Source organism: Pirellulales bacterium (assembly GCA_036499395.1).
GTDB lineage: Bacteria > Planctomycetota > Planctomycetia > Pirellulales > JACPPG01 > JACPPG01.
This window is the reverse complement of sequence record DASYDW010000129.1, coordinates 83764-103364: the sequence shown is the minus strand read 5'-3', so window position 1 is coordinate 103364 and position 19601 is coordinate 83764. Positions and strand designations below refer to the sequence as shown.

Below are 19601 nucleotides of genomic sequence, written 5' to 3'. Positions count from 1 at the left end.
AGATTACTAGTCTTCGACTTGGGTCCGATTCGCTGAGGAGCGTCGCGGCCGGTCCGGCAAGACATTCCCCCCCACGCCCGCATGCCCATGAGGGCACTTGGACAAAGGCAAATACGAGCCGGAACGGGTGGCAGATTTCTTTTTTTCGTCTTAACTGTCAGGAATTCTCTACACAGCATTGTGGAGGGGACTGGCGGCGCCTCGCGGGGACCCAAGCGCCAAGCCACCGCATCGAAGTTCAAGCATGTGAGCTAATGCTCAAAGGTCGGAAGCGCGTAGCTGCCGTGGCATCGCCAGGCGGAAGCGGGACGATGAGAGAGAATTGAAAGGTTACTTTGCCGGTTGGGCGACTGGCGGTTGCCAAGCGCCGTCCAGTAGAGCCTGGCGCGGGCGGTAAAACCGCAGCAGGTAGTTCCAGCCTGGCGTGACGGGCAGAAAGTTCTTGGCGTTTTCGTTCCCGCCGAAATGGATTGTCACAGCGCCATCTGCATCGGGCGAGCCGGTGATATTGTTCACCGTGTAGGCGTTCTGAGCGTTTTTTTCGAAGTAGCCGTCCTTGTTATAGACGCTAACGGACCAGAATCCGTCGACCGGCACATTCTTGATCGCGAGTACGTATGGGGTCTGCCCATCATTCTTTTCAGGCGCGGCGCCGGCATAAAGAGCGGCGGTCCGCGGGTTACCGCCCCAGCCTGCTGCCGTGCCCAGCAGGTGCTGAACCGGATCAACCTGGTCCTTGCGGCCGAACATTCGTGCCGAATCGATCCCGCCATTGGCGGTCGTCAGATTAAGCAGCGCCTCGCGGATCTTCTTAAAGCGACGCCTGATCCCAGTCAGGTAAGACAAGCTTCCCCGCGCCTTGCTGCGCGACCTTGATTGCATCCTGCAGTTTGTGCGCGGCCTGCAGGTCGTCCGGATTGTTGGGGTCAACGAAGGTACGGACCGCCAGGCAAACGTACCGAGTGCCGACATTTTCTTTTGTGACAGTATGTGTGCCTGGTGCGTAGAACACATCTACGGCGTAGTGGTCTTCGCTGATGACCTGCAACGACATGAACCGTTTGCCGGTGTCAGGCAGGGTAATTGTGATCGGCCCGGCGTCCAGGTCGAACACACCGAAGGAATAGAGCGTGTCGCGGTTCAGGCGGATCACAGCTTGATGATCGATATCCGCTAGAGCGCGCTCGTGTGCGAGACGGCCGAAGCCACCATCTTTAGCGAACCGGGCGAAGTAATTGTCTGTCTCTGCGCGGCGGAAGTTATCGACGTTTACCCGCTGCGGGGCTTCGTCGGCCGAGGAAGCCGGCAGCCACGATCCTGGAAAGAAGAGCACGGTCGTCAGGATACTCGTTGTCGTTCGCATTATCTTATTAAACGTTGAATGTCGCCGCTGCCAAACAAACGCCGCTGCCGAAGTGTACCATTAAGGTGAGGGGGTCGTGCCGTCTGCATGTTAGAAGGAGAGACGGGTTGGCGGCATTCACAAGCTTTCGATCGGCGCGCGACGTGAACGCGGAGCGCTCAAAGAATCGGCAGAATTGCGGCGCAAATGCAATCGCGTCGTTGGCCGTAAGCGACCTATTTATCGCCCTATTCGAGGCGTCGAGCGCGCGTCGCCAGCCCCGCCGATTTGTGTAAGTTTGGTGAATCTGCCGTGCTTAGTCTGCATTTACGCGTCAATCAACCACGCCGTTCGGTCAATTTGATAGTGCCGGGTTGCGCCAGGGTTGCGACCCGAAACGTGCCAGTTACGATTGGCACACATCGTCGTTTGCATCTGGGAGCATTGGCCGTGAGCGATCGCAGGTCTTATGCGGGGTTCTGGTGGGGCAGAGTCCTGCTGATTTTGACATTTTTGGGGTGGCTTTCGCCGCTGTCCGCTGCGGCAGCCGATCGCGAGGTCGACTCGCGCGCGCTCGATTTGTCTCTGTTGGTGGCGCCTGAGTATCCATGCACTTGGCCGGCTCCGGGGTTTCCTCCGTTCTCAATGAACGGTTATCTGCGGATCGGTCCGATAAGCGCGTACAACGGCGAAATCCTGATGATCGACGGGAATACCGGCACGCAGTTCGACGTGCCTCCGCATTCGATTCCGCACCCCGACACGAACCTGCCGAACGCGGGCCCGGCGGGCCGGATCTTCACTGACAAGGTACCAGCCTGGCAATTCGGCGGCGAAGCGTGTGTGATCGATTGCCGGGGGCTATTTGATACGGCGCCCGAAGGGCAAAGCCCGCTTGTGAAAAAGAACCGCGTCATCGCCTGGGAGCGCGAGCATCGCTCGCTGGGCTTTGGGGACGTGGTCCTGTTTCGCAGCGATTACTCGGACAAGTTTTACCAGCCGCTGCCGGCGGGCCGACGTTTTCTCGCCGATCCCGTTGAGGGATCCGCTCCGGCGTGGCCTGACCCCGACCCCGAATGCATGGAATACCTGGCCAGCAAAAAGGTCATGGCGCTGGCCACGGATAGCGCCAGCATGGGCCCGATTCCTGACCTGGCCGAGCCGACGCACCTGGCCGGCTTGAAGTACGGCATGGTCTGGACCGAGTCCGGCACCGGCTTCGATCAATTGCCCGACACCGGCGCGTTCTATTGCTTGCTCACGCCCAAGCACGCGGACGGGCCGTATGCCGAGGCGCGGGCGATCGCGATCGTGGGCGAGGCGGCGCCGCGGTTGATCGAGTCGGCAAAGAATAAGCGGGCCGTTGATCTGTCGGTTCTTTTGTCGACCGAGTATCCCGTTACCTGGCCGGGGCGCGGCGCAGGGCGCAATCGCGTTCCTTATCTGAAGGTACCGCTGCAATTCGCACCGAACCTGGGAACTTATCATCAAACGCATGTCATGGATGCCCACGTCGGCACGCACCTGGTGCCGCCGAGCTACGCCTTGCCGCCGCCGGGATTTAACAATCGCGATTACCCGGCCGAGGTACGTCCCTGGCTGGCCGAATACGAGAAGCGTTTCGGCCCACGTGGCACGAGTACGATGACCACCGAACAAGTTCCGCTGGCGTGGACTTGCGGCCTGTCGCGGACGATCGATGTGAAGCATCGCGTCGGTACGACCGAAGCCTCGAACTGGCCGGAATCCCCCGAGATTCGCCTCGAGGATATCCAGCAGGACGAAAAGCTGCACGGTCCGCTGGCGGCGGGCTCGATCGTGATTTTCACCAGCGGCTACAGCGACACATATTTCAAGTCGTTCCCAGAGGGGAACGCCTGCCTGTCCGACCCGCTGAACGGCAAACGCGAAGGGTGGCCCGCCCTGGGTCCCGAGGCGATCGCCTACCTGGCCACGAAGGGAATTCGCTGCGTCGGAACCGACGGACCCTCGCTGGGAGGCGTCGATCCGAAGAGGGCGCTGTCGACCTACTGGACGCTGGGCACCAAGAACATGGTAGCGGTCGAATTCTTGACCGGGGTCGACAAGATGCCGGCGGGCGCGTTCTTTCTGTTTGCGCCGATCAAAATTCGCGGTTGCCACGGTGGGCCGGGACGCGCGATTGCTTTATTCTAAGGCGCGCGCATGACGAGCCATTTCCTCGGCGCTGTCGCTGGTTTCAAGCGCGCTGCTCTTTACAGCACAGGATAAAGCACGATCCATGGAAAACGCCGTTCACTTTCGCCGCAAAATCAAAGCGACTGTTCCGTGTCTGGGAACGTGCATCACGTTCACCGATCCCACGGTCACCGAAGCGCTGACCACCGTGCTCGACTTCGTATGGATCGACGCCGAGCACGGCCCGTTCTCGGTGGAAGGGATTCAAGGACATATCATGGCCACCCGCGGCAGCGAAACGACGCCGCTGGTGCGTGTGGCCTGGAATGACCCGGTACTGATCAAGCCCGTGCTCGACGCTGGCGCGGCAGGCATCATTGTGCCGCTGGTCCGCACGGCCGACGAAACGCGCCGCGCCGTAGCAGCATGCCGGTACCCGCCCGAAGGTATTCGCGGATATGGTCCGCGCCGGCCGGGACGTTATGGTACTGCGGGCGGTCCCGACTATTGCAAAACCGCGAACGAGTCGGTGATCGTGATTGTGCAGATCGAGCATATCGAAGCGGTGCAGAACATCGACGAAATCCTGGCCGTCGAAGGGCTCACGACGCTGGTGATCGGCTCGCAAGACCTGGCGGCTTCACTAGGTCGCCGAGCCGAGCCGCGTCACCCCGACGTGCTGCGCGCGATCGATACCGTGCTCGAGCGGTCGGCGAAAGTCGGCATGCCGGTGGGCATGGCGCTGGGGGATCGGCCGGAAATCTATTGCGACTGGCACGCCAAGGGAGTTTCCTGGTTTGCAGTGGGCGCCGATTTTCTGCTGCTGCAGCAAGCGGCGGCCGACGCCGTGGCACGCATCCGCAAAGGCGTGACTTCGAAATAATCACGCGGCAATCGTGCGCTGTAGCGCCATGAAGCACGATTCTTCCCAGCCCGAGAGTTCCTTGCCGCGAGCCGGTCACGTAATCGCGCCGCAGTCTCGCGGGGCGACCTGGCGCCGCACGTGGCCCGCTGCGATGCTCGTGCTGCTGGTGCTCGTGACGTATATCCCGGTTCTCGACGCGGATTTCATCACCGATGACGACGTCAACGTCACGGCGAATCCGACGCTTTACTCGGCGACCGGCCTGCGCGATATGTGGCTCGTACCAACGGCGGCCCAACAGTTCTACCCGATCACGTATTCGACGTTCTGGATCGAAACCCGTCTGTGGGGACGTCATCCGCGCGGTTTCCACGTCGTCAATGTTCTGATCCACGCGACGAACGCGGTTCTGCTGTGGCATGTCCTGAAGGCGTTACGACTACCGGGGAGCTGGTTCGCGGCAGCGATCTTTGCCGTTCATCCGGTCGAGGTCGAATCCGTAGCCTGGATCACCGAGCGCCGTAACCTGCTGTCGATGGCGTTCGCCTTGGGCTCGCTATTGTGCTACGTGCGATTCGCTCCGACCGAGGTTTCGGCAGGCTCGGCGAAGACTTTGGGGCGTGGTCGCTGGTATGCCGCGTCGCTGGCGCTGTTTGCCGCAGCGCTGCTCTCAAAGACGGCCGTGGTCACGTTGCCGGCGGTGATCCTGGTCATCGAGTGGTGGCGGCGCGGACGCCTCACGCGTCATGACCTGGCCTTAACAGCGCCGTACTTTGCGCTAGCATTCGCGCTCGGTAGCGTGACGTTGTGGCTGGAAAAAAATCATGTCGGCGCGCAAGGAAGCGAATTCGACTTGTCGTTCGCCGAGCGGTTTTTGGTAGCCGGACGTGCCATTTGGTTTTATGCCGGAAAGTTGCTGTGGCCGTATCCCACTATGTTCTTCTATCCGCGCTGGACTATGGATCCGCGCGTGTGGTGGCAATGGGTGTTTCCCGCGGCCGCGCTGGCCGTACCAGCAATCCTTTGGGTAACGCGAAAGAGAATCGGGCGCGGTCCGTTGGCGGCGGTATTGATCTACGTCGGCGTGCTGATGCCGACGCTCGGTTTCTTGAACGTTTACTTTCACACGTTCTCGTTCGTGGCGGACCACTTCCAATATCACGCCAGTCCAGCGTTGTTCGCCCTGGCGGCGGCCGCGCTCACTGCGGTATTCGTCCGGCTTGCGCCCGACGCGGCGTCGGTCGTGCCGCGAAATCTCTTTCGTGTAACGGCCGGGGCGATATTGATCGCGCTGGGCGTTCTTTCGTTTCGGGCAGCAGGGCATTTTCACGACGAAGAGACTCTGTACCGCGACACGTTGGCCAAGAATCCCGCTTCCTGGGGCGGATGGTCGAACCTGGGGATGCAACTGGGAGAACAAGGACGTTATGCCGAGGCGCTCGACGCAATGACGCATGCGATCGAGATCGATCCCGGCAAATCGCGCGTCCAATACAACTATGCGAAGCTGCTCTTGGACCGTGGCGAGCGCGCCGGCTTCGGCCCCGACGATCTGGCCGATGCGTATGCGCACTTTCGCGAGGCGGCGCGGCTGACGCCGGGCTGGGCCCTGCCCGAGGTCGGCATGGGACTGGTCCTGTTGCGCGAGAATCGCACGGACGAGGCGGCCCAGCAACTCGAACACAGCCTGGCACTCGAACCGGAAAATGTCGACGCACTGCTGGCGAGCGGACTGCTCTGTTCGCAACGCGGCGCGACCGGCGACGCGCAGAAATTCTTTGCTCGCGCCGTCGAACTCGATCCGCAACGCCCCGAATCGCATTACGGGCTGGGCCAGGTGCTGGCGGAACAGGGGAATCTGCGCGGCGCGGTTGAGCAACTGGCCGACGCCGTGCGGCTGCGTCCCGACTACCCAGCGGCTTGGAGCAATCGGGGCGCGGTGCATGCGCGACTGGGCGACGCGGACGCGGCGGTCGAGTGTTTCGAGCAGGCGGCGCGCCTGGAACCAAACTCGCCACAGGCGCAAGAGAATCTGGCCAAAGTGCGCGAGTGGAAGCGGCAGTTGACACGGCCGTGACCTCGCTAGCGGATGCTTTTCGCGGCAAAACGGCTGCCCAATGCCGGCAAACTGCTGCCATTCCCGCCACCTTCGCTATCCCCTACAATCGAGGCCTGGGATGGGCCAGCATCCTCGCGCGGGGGGCCGCGGCTTAGGGAGTTAACAATGCCGTTCTGGAGTTCCCCAAAGAAGGGGAAGAAGAGCCGTCGCTTTAATATCGAACATCTAGAGGATCGGTACTGCCCCAGCGTTACAGTGAGTGCTGTTCCCATCAGCGCTGGGCATCCCATGGCCGGATACGATCTCGAGATCGTCAACACCGGCGGACCGGCCACGATCAATATTCTCGACCTGGGTAATCGGTCCGTTTCGGTAACCGATGGCGCCGGCATGATGCTCGGTGGCGCCATGAACGTTCGATCGGTCCATTACGAAGGCAGCTCAGGCGACGACACGGTTACCTACACGCTGGCCCATCAGTTGAGCACTTCGGAGATGGTCTACATTGATTTGGGGAACGGTAGCAACCACGCCATGCTGAACTTCGGCGGGGGTGTTGCCAACGCGAACCTGTCGGTTTGCGTGATCGGCGGCAGCGGTGCGGATTATATTTCGACCTCGCTCGGGATGATCACCAACGCCCACGTCATGTTCTGTCTCTCGGGCGGCGCCGGCGACGACCGGATTCTGTTTGGCGCGCCCGTGGATGTCGACTCCCGTTCGACGGTGAACGTCGTGCTCAATGGCGGCGCCGGAAACGACGACCTGGAAGCCGCTGCCACGGGATTGATTTTCGGTTCGCTCTCCGTGGCGGCCTACGGCGGTGACGGCAGCGACACGATTAACATCAACATCAAGGTCGAAGAGGATAGCACCGGCGCGGTCAGCGGTTATGCTGCAGGCGGCGCAGGAACCGACGCGATTACGCTCGCCATGAACGACTACTCGGGCGACGACATGCAAAGTACGATGCGGTCCGTTCGCGCGGCGATCGTCGACGATATTCGCACTTCGATCCTGACGAGCACGTGGAACGTGAAGGTGACCCCAACCTCACCCCGCTATAACTAAGGACGTCCCGGCGGAAACAAGCGAAGATGCGAGCCAAGCGCACGGCCCCCGCGGGACCGTGCGTTTCGCTTTTCTGACCGGGGCCCTGTGCGCGGCGAGTGGATGAAGAGCGGCCGTTCGTCACGCAAAACTGGCAATGCGACGCGAATCCGGCTATTGTCGGACACATGCTGCTCGCCCGCGTTATCGTCTGTTTGTCGCTGTCGGCCGCGCTCGTGGTCTGGCTTTTACCGCGCAACGTGGCTGCCGCTGAATATTCGGACGCGGTGCGCGGCGGTGTGGGATTGCTGGCCTATTATCGTTTCGAGGAAGCGGGCAACCCGTCGGCCGACGCGGCCCCGACTCAGACCCACTCTGCGGAACTGGTCGGCGAGACGGCGCAGGGCGTCGATTCGGCTTACGAGCCGCTCGGCAAAGCGCTCCGCCTGGGACCAGGGGGCTACCTGCGTATTCCCGATCTCGGCCGGCATGACGCGGTCAGCGTCGAACTGTGGGTAAACGTCACGCGGCTTCCTACGGAAGAAATCGCCGCCCTCTTCGCGGCCGATCATTGGGAGCCCGGCTATCTGCATTTCAATCTCAAGGCGTCGGGGGCGCTCGAGTTTGCGCTGGACGGCGCGAACACGTATCCGAATTCCGAAGCGCAACTGATTCGGCCAGGACGTTGGACGCACCTGGTCGCGACGTACGACGCGCGCGACGGCCGAGAGCGGCTGTTTCGCGATGGCCGCATGATTCTGGAAGCGACGGTCGAGCCGCGACCGCAAGTCGTGCTGGCCACGGCGGCGCTAGGCGCGTGGTACAACGGTGCAGCGTCTCGCCCCTTGGTGGCCGACATCGACGAAGTGGCCATCTACGGCCGCGCCCTGTCGCAGGGTGAAGTTCGCGAGCATTACCTGGCCGCCCGCGGCGAGCAGGGACCGCCGGTCGATTTCGCGGCTGCCGTGCGCCCGCTGCTGGCCGCGCGCTGTTTCGCCTGCCACGGACCCGAGAAGCAAGAGAACGAACTGCGCCTGGACGTGCGCGACTGGGCCCTTCGTGGTGGTGAGTCGGGCGAACCGTCCGTCTCGCCGTTCGACGCCGACGCGAGCCATCTGATTGCGCGCGTCACGAGCAACGATGCCGAATTCGTCATGCCGCCCGAGGAGCCGCGGCTCGCGAACGACGAGGTCGCGATGCTGCGCCGCTGGATCGATCAGGGAGCGACATGGCCTGACGAACTGGCCGGCCACGCCGAACCGCCGCAGGTACACAGCGATCATTGGTCGCTGCAGCCCGTCGGCGATCCGCAGCCGCCGCCGAGCGCTGACCCGTTCGCCACGACGGGCAACCCGATCGACGCCTTTATCCTCGCCCACCTCGGCACGAAGGGGCTGCATCCGTCGCTCGTGGCCGATCCGCGCACGCTGATTCGCCGTTTATATCTGGACGTGCTGGGGCTGCCACCGACGGCCGAGGACATCGATCGATTCGCTAACGACGATGCGCCTGACGCGTGGGTTCGGCTGGTCGACGGCGTGCTGGCGAGTCCGCATTACGGCGAACGCTGGGCCTCGCACTGGTTGGACGTGATTCGTTACGCCGATACGCACGGCTTCGAAGTGAACACGCCGCGCGATAATGCCTGGCCCTATCGCGATTACGTCATCAAAAGCCTGAACGACGACAAGTCGTTCGATCGCTTTATCATCGAGCAGGTGGCCGGAGATCAATTGGGCGTCGATGCGGCGACCGGCTTCCTGGTGGCGGCGCCGGCCGTGTTGCCGGGCCAGGTCGGCAAGGACGAGCCCTCGATGCGGCAGGCCCGCGCCGATGAATTACACGAAGTGATTGTTTCGGTCGGGTCGGGCGTCCTGGGACTGACCGTGGGGTGCGCTCGCTGTCACAATCACAAGTTCGATCCGATCGCACAGCGCGACTATTACCAGTTGCAAGCCGTGTTCGCGGGCCTGCAATACGGCGACCGCCCGATGCGCGATCCGGCCGCAGTGCGCCTAAGTGACGCGGAAACCGCGGTGCTGCCGAAAACGATCTTCGGCGGAAAATTCACGGCGCCCGGTCCGACGTATCGGCTCTATCGCGGTGATCCCGGCCAGCGGCGCGAGCGCGTGTCGCCGGATGTGCCGGCCGTGTTCGGTTCGCTCGCGCTCGCTTCGACCGCGCCGGACGCCGAGCGTCGTATGGCCCTGGCCCGCTGGCTGGCGAGCGCCGACAATCCGCTGACGGCGCGGGTGATTGCGAACCGAGTTTGGCAGCATCATTTCGGCACCGGCATCGTGGCGACGCCGTCGGACTTTGGCGCGATGGGCTTTCCACCGACGCATCCCGAGTTGCTCGATTGGTTGGCACGCCGATTGATCGATGGCGGCTGGTCGTTGAAAAAGCTGCATCGGCTGATGCTTACCTCGAACACGTACCGCCAAGCCAGTCAGGCGCACGAGGCCGGTCTGGCCCAGGATGCTGGGGCACAGTCGTTGTGGCGCTTTCCGTCACGCCGGCTCGACATGGAACCGGCGCGCGACACGATCCTGGCTACCAGCGGCGCGCTCGATCTGACGATGGGAGGGCCGGGTTTCAGTGTCTTCAAGGCGAACGACAATTACGTGCGCGTTTACGATCCCAAGGAGGAATGGGGGCCCGGCGATTGGCGCCGCATGATCTATGTCCATCGCGTGCGCATGGCGCAAGACGGCGTCTTCGGCGCACTCGATTGTCCCGACGCGGGACAACCGGCGCCGCGTCGCAGCCGCTCGACCACCGCGATTCAGGCGCTGAATTTGTTCAACAGCACCTTCATGCGCGAACAAGGCGAACGTCTCGCCACGCGAGTGCGCGAATCCGCGGGCGAGGATCATAGCGCCCAGGTGCGGGGCGTGTTTCGCTTCGCCCTGGGACGTGCCCCCAGCGACGACGAACTAACCGCGTCGCGGCAAGTCGCCGACGAGTTCGGGCTGGCTGCCGTGTGCCGCGCGGTGCTCAATAGCAACGAGTTTTTGTTTTTGCCGTAGCATGCGACCAAAGAATCTTCACCACCGATCGCCGAGCCCTGCCGATCTGCTCTTGGATCGGCGCGCCTTTCTGGGAAGCACCAGCACTGCGCTGAGCTCGATTGCGCTTGCGTCACTTTTACAACAAGAAGGGTTGCTGGCCGCCGAGGCACCGCCGGCCTACCGCCCGGCGATGGATCCGGCTGCACCGCATCAGGCCCGGCCCGCCCCCGAGCCGGCCCGAGCACGCAATGTGCTGGTGATCTTTTGTTCCGGCGCGCTGTCGCAGTTGGAAACATTCGATTGGAAGCCGGAGCTGGTGAAGCGCGACGGGCAGGCCATGCCGCAGCCCGAGGCCGCGGTGACGTTTCAAGGCGAGAACGGCGCGATCGCGCGGCCGCTGTACGAGTTCCGCCCGCGCGGGCGGGTGGGCAAGATGGTCAGCGATCTGCTGCCCCGACTGGGCGAACTGGTCGACGATTTTTGTTTTATCCATTCGCTGACGACGAAAACGAACACGCATGGGCCGGGCGAGAACTGCATGTCGACCGGCTTTACGCTCGACGGGTTTCCGTCGATCGGCTCGTGGGTGACTTACGCGCTGGGGTCCGAGAACCGCGAATTGCCGGCTTATGTCGCGATCCCCGATCCGCGCGGCGTGCCGCAGGCGGCCGTGAATAACTGGGGGCCGGGCTTTCTGCCGGCGGTGTTCCAGGGCACGGCGTTCAACGCGCAGCGGCCGATCGCAAATTTGCAACCGCCGGCCGTGATCTCACAAGCCGAGGCCTTGGCAACGCGGCGTTTGCTGGCGCGATTGAACGAAGAGCATCGGCAGAAGTTTCCGGCCGATGGCGAATTGGCGGCGCGCATCGCCAGCTACGAACTTGCGGCGCGCATGCAATTGAGCGTGCCCGAGGCGACCGATCTGTCGAGCGAGCCTGAGTACATCCTGGCCGAGTACGGCGCGGATGACACGCAGAACAAATTCAAGGCGGGCTTTGCGCGCAACTGTCTGCTCGCCCGGCGATTGATCGAACGGGGCGTGCGCTTCGTGCAGTTGTTCAATGGCGCGTATGCGATGGGCGAGGGGGTCGGCAACTGGGACGGCCATCGCAAACTGAAAGAGCAATACGACATCCACGGACCAATTCTCGATCAACCGGCCGCGGCGCTACTTAACGACCTGAAGCGGCGCGGCTTGCTCAAGGATACGCTGGTGGTCTTTTGCACCGAGTTCGGCCGCATGCCCATGTATCAAAAGGGGGCTTCGGGGCGCGATCACAACCCGCTGGGCTTCACTTGCATGATGATGGGAGCGGGAGTGCGAGCGCCGCTTTCGTACGGCGGCACGGACGAACTGGGCTACAAAGCGGTCGAGAATGTTGTCTCGATCCACGATTTCCACGCCACGATCCTGCATATTCTGGGCATCGACCACACGCGGCTACGGTTTTATCACAACGGCATCGAACGACGATTGACCGACGTGCATGGACGCGTGATTTCGGAAGTTTTGAGTTGAAGGCACTGTGCGATGTATCGCATTAACGCTGATGCTTAGGCGCAGGGGTCCTTTTGATTATTGAGCCAACTGCTGTTTCCCCTCACCCTGCCCTCTCCCGGAGGGAGAGGGGTTTGAAGGTTACGCCGATGACAAGATGTTGCTGTTTGTTGGTGCGGTTGAACGCCGTGTTCATCGCCCTGGGGTGTTTGCTCTGGGGTGATGCGGCATCGGCGCAAATTATGGTTTCGGCCAATGAAGGGAAGTACGACCTGTCGAGCGGTGTCGGCCGGGTCATTGATTCGGCGACGGCCGAGGCGGACAGTCTGACGATTCTCGACTTCGGTCAGTTTCCGCCGCGCGTGCGAAACATTCCGGGCGTCGCGAATAGCGTCGTCGGACCGCCGACGAACGTGGCTATCACGCCGGACGAGCGCTTGGTGCTGGTCGCGAATTCCGTGCGCCGCTACACGGACGATCCAAAGAAGCCCGTGCCGGACGACGTGGTACAAGTCGTCGACTTGAATGGCGGGAATGGCAAGATCGTGTCGCGAGTGACCGTGGGCAAGCAGCCGTCCGGTATCGCGATCCGTCGGTCGGGGGACCTGGCGATGGTGGCGAATCGCGCCGATGGCACGATCTCCGTATTGGCGATCGACGGTCCGCAGGTCACGGTGCGCGAAACGATCACGGTCGGCGACGCGGCCAGCGAACCTTCGGACGTCGCCATTAATCCGGCTGGCGATTTGGCGCTGGTCAGCTTGAACAAAGGGGCCGCCGCACGGGTGCTGCGAATCGTCGACGGGCACGTAAAGGTCGACGAGCGCAAGATCCCGCTCTATGGCGAACCGTATCACGCGCAGATCACGCCCGACGGTGCGCTGGCGCTAGTCGCGGGGGCAGGAAATCAAAAGGGGCTCGACGCTGATCTGCTGACACTGGTTGATCTAAGGGCGCGTCAGATTCACACGATCGATCACGTGAAGGTCGGCACCGGGCCCGAATCGTTCGATATCAGCCCCGATGGCCGGCTGGTGGCCGTGGTGCTGATGGAAGGCTCGAACGTGCCGGCGGACGATCCGCAGCGCGCCGAGCACGCCTGGCTGCGCCTCTTCAAGCTCGACGGGCAGTCGCTCGCGCGCGTGCAGGAGCTGCGCATCGGCCGCATTCCCGAAGGAGTCTGCTTCTCGCCCGACGGAAAATACCTGGTCGTGCAAGAGCACGCGGCAAAGCGATTAGTACTCTTCGCCGTAAAGGGGGGCGCGCTCGAGGAAACCGGCGTGCATATTCCAACGCCCGGGTTTCCTTCGGCGTTGCGACGAGCTGAGCCGCGGCGGTGACCGACTGTCGCGGTGGCAGAGCACCAGGCTTCGCGCCAGCAACGGGCAGCTTCTCTCGATTCTCTCGCACGCCCCCTATTCCGGTCGGGATTGGTCTCAAGCCCTGGTGCGCATTGCGCCGATGCAAAAAGTGAGCGACTTTGCCGGTCGCGTAAATTCTGCGCTCGCTGCTAGCACCTGGCGTTGGGCGATACGCCGGTCGGCGTGCGCGTGCAATCGTTGTTAACGGCGAGGGGGGCCTCGGCCATGGCATTCGACACTGCGCAATCCGTATCGGTACGGGCCGCATCGGCACCGGGCGTATCGCCCCGGGGGCGCTTGGGGCGCGCGCTCGCGATCCTCGCGCTTTCTGTGTTCGCTGCCTGCGAGTTTTATCGTTGTGTCTTTCAGAGGGACAACGATTTTCTCTGGCATCGCAACTTCGGCCTCACGTTTCTCAACGACAATATCTACGAGTCGTTCGCCTTCCATTACCTGCCGGCGCGGGCGATGATCGATGCCGCCACGGCCTGGCTGCCGTACCGAGTCGATCGTGCCATCTGGTTGCTCGCAACCTGTGCCGGGCTCGCCTGGTGCGTGAAGTTTTGGTCGTCGCTGGGCAAGGAACCGGGATACGCCTGGGGCCGGCCCGCCGCTGCGGCGCTCGCGGTGACCGGTTGCTACATCCTGCGCGATCTGCCCGAGTGTGGGCTCCAATTGTTCTTGCTCTTCTTGTTGAGCATGGCGCTGTGGGGGCTCGTGCAGGGTCGCGTGGCGCTGTGTGGCTGCAGCCTGGGCTTGGCCGCGGTTTATAAAGTAACGCCAGCGATTTTCCTGCCCTACCTGCTATGGAAGCGGCAGTGGCGCGCAGCGGGCTGGATGGTCACTTCGAGCACGCTGTTTTGTCTGTTGCCGGCGCTGCATCTGGGTTGGGAAAAGGATGTTGCTCTGCATCGGCAGTGGTTCGCGTTCGTGACGCATACTTTGACACTGGCTGATCCCTCGGACAACGGCGTGGAAGTGCCGGTGCTGCGCAATCAGTCGTTGCCGCTGATGCTCGCACGGTTGGTGGAAGAATATCCCGTCGGGCATCCGCTGTATGTCAAAAGCGACGCGCTCGTGCGATTGGCCAACTGGGATGCGGCGCGCACCAAGCTGTTCGTGCGCACCGGACTCCTGGTTTTGGCCGGTGTGCTCGCCTGGCGATGTCGCAGGCGCGTCGACGTTGTGGACGGTGGCGTGGGGCTCGGTTGCGAATGGGCGGCCGTGTGCGTGCTGATCGCGATTCTCTCTCCGCTGTGCTGGATGCAGCATCTGGTGCTGGTGATCCCTGCCGCGCTATTGTTTGCGCAGGTCGCGGCGGCTGGCGAGGCACGCAGCTGGCAGTGGGGGCTGGCGGTGTTTGCCGCGGCGCTGATGCTGCTGGTGCATCGCGATTTGATCGGCATGCGGCTATGCGAAATCCTTAGTTGCTATCAACCGCATACGCTTTCGGCCGTGTCGCTGCTGACGCTCGTCCTTTCGCCGCGCCAGCGGGCCGAAGCCGCGGCCGGATCATTCCTGTTCGTGTTTCCCCGGCGCCGGGCAGCCGTGTAACTGTGGGGAACGCCAGCCTTGGCAGAATGGGGACGCGAATGGCAACCGGCGGTGCGCCCGTTCCGACTGACAAGTTTGTTAGCTCACTGAGTAAAATCGCGGCTGGCTGCGTAGTGTGATATGGTGGGAATACCGCCCGACAGCGAGCCAAGACCGGGACGGCCGGGGTCCGAGGGATAGGATGGTCGCGCATGAGGGGTTCAGGCATGTCGCACCGCAACGCACGATTATTGTTCGCCGCGATTCTTGGCGGCACCTTTGCCAGCGCCAGCTTGACGCTTGCCGCCGAGCCGGCAGCACCCCGCGACGGTGACATGCTCGATTCGATCGAGCGCGTGCGGAGCGTGATGCGCGGCATGATGGAAACCGAGGTACGGGCCGCAATAAGTGATGCGCGCCAACGGCTTGCAACCGATCCCGAGGGAGTGCGCGCTACGCTGGCGCAAGAGGCGGCCCGCGTACGCATCGCTCCGGAACTCGATCCGGTGGATCGGACGCGCTTGCTCGGCAGCTTGCAGTCCGTGTCGCGCGAGGCGGCGCGGCGATCGTCCACCGCGCACACCGCGGCCGTGCATGCGCAGGAAGTGCAGGCCGAGCATCAAGCGCGCCGGCAATTGCACCAGAACCTTGCCAAGCGCGAGCAAAAGATCGAACGACAACTGGCGCACGCGAATGACCTGGCGGGGCAAGGCGATTATCGCGCGGCGGAAGAAGCAACCCGATCACTGGCCGACGGCAATGCGACGATCGTCGGCACGACCACACCGCTCGAGGCGGATTTGCAAGCGAATCAGATCGAAATGCAGGCGCTGCTCGCGCGGCGCCGGCAGCACTTGCAGGAAGAATTCCGCAACCAGGATCGGCAATTGGCCGTGGATACCGACGCTCGGCCGGTCATGTATCCCGCCGCCGAAAAATGGCAGCAGATTAGCGAGCGCCGCCGAGAATGGCGCGAAAACGCCAGCACCTATCGACCAAGCGCCGGCGAAGCGAAGATCAACCGAGCGCTGCAAGAAGTTACGAGCGTCGACTTTCAGGAGATGCCGCTATCGGACGCGCTCGATTTTCTTAAGCACAAGTTCAACATCGAAATCCAACTCGATACGAAGGGAATGTCCGAGGAAAATATCGGCCCTTCGACCCCCATCACGAAGAATCTCAACAACATCAAGCTGCGCTCGATACTGCGGCTGATCCTGGGGGATCTGAATCTGGCGTATGTCGTCAAAGACGACGTGCTGCTGATCACGTCGATCGAATCGGCCGACAGCATGACGACCACACGTGTGTACGACGTGGGGGACCTGGTGGTGCCGGTTACGCCGCTGTTTTTTCCAGGGCGCATGCCGTTCTAGCGACGCGCGACATGCTTACGCGTCTCGCATTTGGTACGGCTAAATCGGTCCGAACTGGCTCCGGCTCGTGTCGACCAGGAAGTAACCGTTGTTGGCCACTGGCACCAGCGGCGCCCAGCAACGGCCGGCCACGGTGCTCGACCGGGCGTTGGGCTTCGGGTAGAACGCCAGGCCGATCGTGAAATTCCAGGCTTCGTCGATCGATCCGGCCGCGCCCGCCCCGGCCGACGGATGCATGTAGGTCGCCAGTGCGAACAGGCTGATGCGATCGTTGAGCGGCGCATTTCCGGCCACGCCGGCCAGGTAGTCGCCCAGGCTGCCGTCGCGCGTAATGCGCGACTGTTCGGGCCGTCCAATCCAGAACCAGGTGTCGGGCCCGTTCGTCACCCACTTGTGATGCCAGTAAACATTCAACTGCTGCACGGGCTGCCAGCGGACCGGCCCGACGGTGGGAATGTCTATCGTTTGCCCCAGCGTGCGCCACGTGCCCCAGATGCCGAACTCGTTCTTGTCGCTGATGCAGTAACCGAGCTGCCCGCGCATCTGCATCAGCATCGGGTTGGCGCCGAAGATGCCGAAGGTGTTGTTGTACATCGTGTCGCTAACCAAGGCCGCGGTCCAGCGCGACGATTCGAATGCGTGACGAAAGAAGCCGAAGGTGAGAAAGCCTTGCGTCTCGGCCTGGTCCTGGTTCATCAGCCGGTAGTTGGTGCCCGACCAATCGAAGGCGCCGACGCTGGCACCAATCTGAAAGCCGATGCCGGTCAGCTCGCTGATCTCGGCCAGGCGGGTGCCGAAGTTGAAGCCGGCGACAACGCCGTTGTTCTGCCAACCGCCGTCTTGCACCCCTTTGAACGAGTCGTAGCTGACGAAGCCATTGAACACATGGTTTGGGCAATCGTCGCAGCGGGCCGGCAACTCGCCGCAGCGGCCAGCGTCGCAGTTTCCTTCGGCACACGACGAGAGATCGACGGCCTCGCCGAGATTGCACGACGCGAGTTGCGCGTTGTTCGGTTGCGCTGCCGAGGCAGGCACCAGCACGAAAGATTGCTGCGTGGGATTCGACTCGCGACCGATGATCTCGGCTAAGGGGGTGGCATTCGCGCGCGACTGTGCAGTGAGAGGCGAGGGAAGGCGCACGCACGTATCGGCGTCCGCGAAAGCGCGATCCTTGACGCACAAAGCGAGGATGATAACGAGACCTGCGAGCCTCGTGCCCATTTCTTGACGCACCACCTGCCTCCCTGCAGTGGTCGATTGTGGCCGGCCGCGATTTGAGCCGAGCGATTTCCTTTTCCGACTTCTAAGCAGAGCGTGCGGTTGCACGCACAAGACCTAACCCCGCGAGGCTATGCTTGCGCGCAGCACTCCCCGCGCACGCCACTGGTTCGGATCGACCGGAGCAGGCTGTTTGGCGAATATTTCCTCGGCAAAGATTGCCGCTTCCGCCATCGGCATACGCGTCACGGGCCGCAGGGCTTAACGGATTTCGGTTCGTTACGTGCTGGTCGGGAAGAGTTTGCCGTGGCGCGGATTAGTGCAGCTCGGCCAACAGCCGGTCCACGGCCTGCAATTGCTCGTCGACACGCGATTGCATTTCGACTCGGTCGTACCACCGAGCCAGGGCCTGCAAGCATTCGCGATCGAAGCCGGCGCCGGCATCGGCGAACATGATCTCGCGAGCTTCCGGCCAGGCGAGCGCCCGGCGATACGGGCGGCGCGCGGTCAGCGCCTCGCACACGTCGGCCACGGTCAGGACGCGCGTCATCCAGGGAAGCACGTTCTCGGAAAGCTGGCGGTGGTAGCCGCGACCGTCCAAACGCTCGTGATGGGCGCCCGCGATCTCGGCCAGTCCGCCGAAGACCGCGACCTTCTGTAGAATCTGCTGCGAGTAATCGGGGTGCTTGCGAATCTGCTCCAGTTCCTGATCGTCGGGCTTGCCAGGCTTGTCGAGAATCAAGTTCGAGACGCCCAACTTGCCAATGTCGTGCAAAAGCGCCGCGCGGCGCAAATCGCGCAGCAACTCGTCACCGCAGGCGAATTGCCGGGCAACGCCGACCGCGATGTCCGCCACACGAATCGAGTGCTGATAGGTCCACGGCGATTTGGCATCGACGACGTTGGCAAACGCCTCGGCCACCCGGTCTAGGCAGGCATCGTCCGCCAAAAGCTGCTCGTCGGCAGGTTCCCAACGGCTTAGCTCCGCAGGCAAGTCGTGCGTCGTTAACCGTGACCAGAACGATTCGTCGGACTTGAGCGTGCCCAACAGATCGACCAGCTCGGGATCGAACCAACTGCCGCGGCGCTCGCGCGCGACTTCGAATGCCGCGGACAGGCCATACGCGGTACAGAACAGTTCGACGGTTTGCGCCAGGCAGCAGATCCGTCCGAGCAGTGAGATTTCTTCGTGCTTTCGCCCCAGCGGATGACCGCGACCATCCCAATGCTCGTCCAGGTCGAGAATGGCGCGGGCGGTGGGCTCGGGAAGGTGCAACATTCGCGCGATCGAGGCGCCGCGCTCGCAGCGCGTTTGCGACAATTGCTTCGCCCCCTTCATGCCGCTGCGGGCGAGTGCCGCCATCTGCATGAGCTTGTCGAGGGCGCCGCCCCCGGGGGCACATTGCCGCCAGCAGTTTTTCAGATTCTCGCCGGCATTGGTCCAGTTCGTCAGGCGAATCGATCGCTTCACACGATGATCGTCCGCGCCGAACAGGTACGAAATTTTGGCCGCGTTGCTCGAACAGCCGACATCCTTCAGCAACAACGCGTAAAACAATGCCGAGCGGTCGGCCACGTGCAATTGCAACTCCTCGGCCAGTCGCATGCCGATGAGCGCCGTGCGCATCGAATGCCCTTGCCGGTTGCCTTGCGTGAGATCGAGCGCGACCGAAAGAGCCGAGATGATCTCGGAGAAACGAATCTGCGCTGGCGACGCGGGAACATGGAAGACAGGCCGGTCAATGACCTGGGTCTCGACGCACGAGATGCAGGTATCCGTGACGCAGGAGGAATCTTCCGCCATACGACGCGCTCCAGAAGTGCTGCCAAGCCGGGTGAAGTGCCTTCGGGAAGCATAGGTCACTTCCGCACTGTGCGATGTCTGGCACGACACAGAAACGAATCAAGCCGGATAATTGATACCGGAACCGTTCCGCAGGCCCCGCGATCTCATTCCTGCGAGGGAAGAATCGCGCGCTTGCGGCATTTGGTCCGTGGCGCTATGATCGAATGTTCACTAGCGCATTCTGTCGTGTGGCGCTAAGCTGCGCGCAACAGGAGCCGGCTTGAAATCTCTCGAAGGTAGGTTTTCGGCCGCAGGTTTTCGACCAGGAATCTTCTGCCAGGAGGA

Annotated in this window: 13 protein-coding genes; 9 read left to right on the top strand and 4 right to left on the bottom strand. The window is 62.6% G+C overall.

The features are described from left to right. Positions 1-330: 330 nt before the first annotated feature. Together VGN12_25895 and VGN12_25890 are read right to left on the bottom strand one after the other, a co-directional pair. Positions 331-846 (bottom strand): DUF1214 domain-containing protein, encoded by a 516-nt coding sequence (locus VGN12_25895; GenBank protein ID HEY4312910.1) that lies wholly within the window; start codon positions 844-846, stop codon positions 331-333. After that, positions 812-1363, bottom strand: a complete 552-nt coding sequence (locus VGN12_25890) for a DUF1254 domain-containing protein (protein HEY4312909.1) — start codon at positions 1361-1363, stop codon at positions 812-814. The genes VGN12_25895 and VGN12_25890 overlap by 35 nt, the downstream gene beginning before the upstream one ends. A gap of 429 nt (positions 1364-1792) precedes the next feature. Here VGN12_25890 and VGN12_25885 point away from each other — a divergent pair, with 429 nt between their 5' ends. The 9 genes from VGN12_25885 (at position 1793) to VGN12_25845 (ending at position 16252) form a co-directional block, all read left to right on the top strand. Continuing rightward, a complete protein-coding gene (locus tag VGN12_25885) occupies positions 1793-3517 on the top strand; it encodes a cyclase family protein (GenBank protein HEY4312908.1) in 1725 nt (574 codons plus the stop codon). Between the two features lie 85 nt (positions 3518-3602). Then, entirely contained in the window at positions 3603-4382 is a 780-nt protein-coding gene (locus VGN12_25880) for an aldolase/citrate lyase family protein (GenBank protein HEY4312907.1), read from the top strand. Positions 4383-4410: 28 nt separating this feature from the next. Then, the gene (locus VGN12_25875; GenBank protein HEY4312906.1) at positions 4411-6441 is read left to right on the top strand and encodes a tetratricopeptide repeat protein; all 2031 of its coding nucleotides are present in this window, start codon (positions 4411-4413) and stop codon (positions 6439-6441) included. Positions 6442-6588: 147 nt separating this feature from the next. Next, on the top strand, positions 6589-7494 hold the full coding sequence (locus VGN12_25870; GenBank protein HEY4312905.1) for a hypothetical protein: 906 nt from the start codon (positions 6589-6591) through the stop codon (positions 7492-7494). Positions 7495-7592: 98 nt separating this feature from the next. After that, positions 7593-10502: a DUF1553 domain-containing protein gene (locus VGN12_25865; protein ID HEY4312904.1), complete on the top strand. Its 2910-nt coding sequence runs from the start codon at positions 7593-7595 to the stop codon at positions 10500-10502. Between the two features lies 1 nt (position 10503). After that, positions 10504-12003: a DUF1501 domain-containing protein gene (locus VGN12_25860; GenBank protein ID HEY4312903.1), complete on the top strand. Its 1500-nt coding sequence runs from the start codon at positions 10504-10506 to the stop codon at positions 12001-12003. Positions 12004-12131: 128 nt separating this feature from the next. Beyond that, complete coding sequence (locus VGN12_25855; GenBank protein ID HEY4312902.1) at positions 12132-13322, top strand: YncE family protein; 1191 nt, start codon at positions 12132-12134, stop codon at positions 13320-13322. Between the two features lie 246 nt (positions 13323-13568). Continuing rightward, positions 13569-14897 carry a glycosyltransferase family 87 protein gene (locus tag VGN12_25850; GenBank protein HEY4312901.1) on the top strand — a complete coding sequence of 443 codons (1329 nt, stop codon included), beginning with the start codon at positions 13569-13571 and terminating at the stop codon, positions 14895-14897. A gap of 206 nt (positions 14898-15103) precedes the next feature. After that, complete coding sequence (locus tag VGN12_25845; protein ID HEY4312900.1) at positions 15104-16252, top strand: hypothetical protein; 1149 nt, start codon at positions 15104-15106, stop codon at positions 16250-16252. 39 nt (positions 16253-16291) lie between these two features. Here VGN12_25845 and VGN12_25840 read toward each other — a convergent pair whose 3' ends face one another. Further along, positions 16292-17392 (bottom strand): DUF6666 family protein, encoded by a 1101-nt coding sequence (locus VGN12_25840; protein HEY4312899.1) that lies wholly within the window; start codon positions 17390-17392, stop codon positions 16292-16294. A 394-nt stretch (positions 17393-17786) separates the two neighbouring features. Further along, entirely contained in the window at positions 17787-19274 is a 1488-nt protein-coding gene (locus VGN12_25835) for an HD domain-containing phosphohydrolase (protein HEY4312898.1), read from the bottom strand. Positions 19275-19601 lie beyond the last annotated feature (327 nt).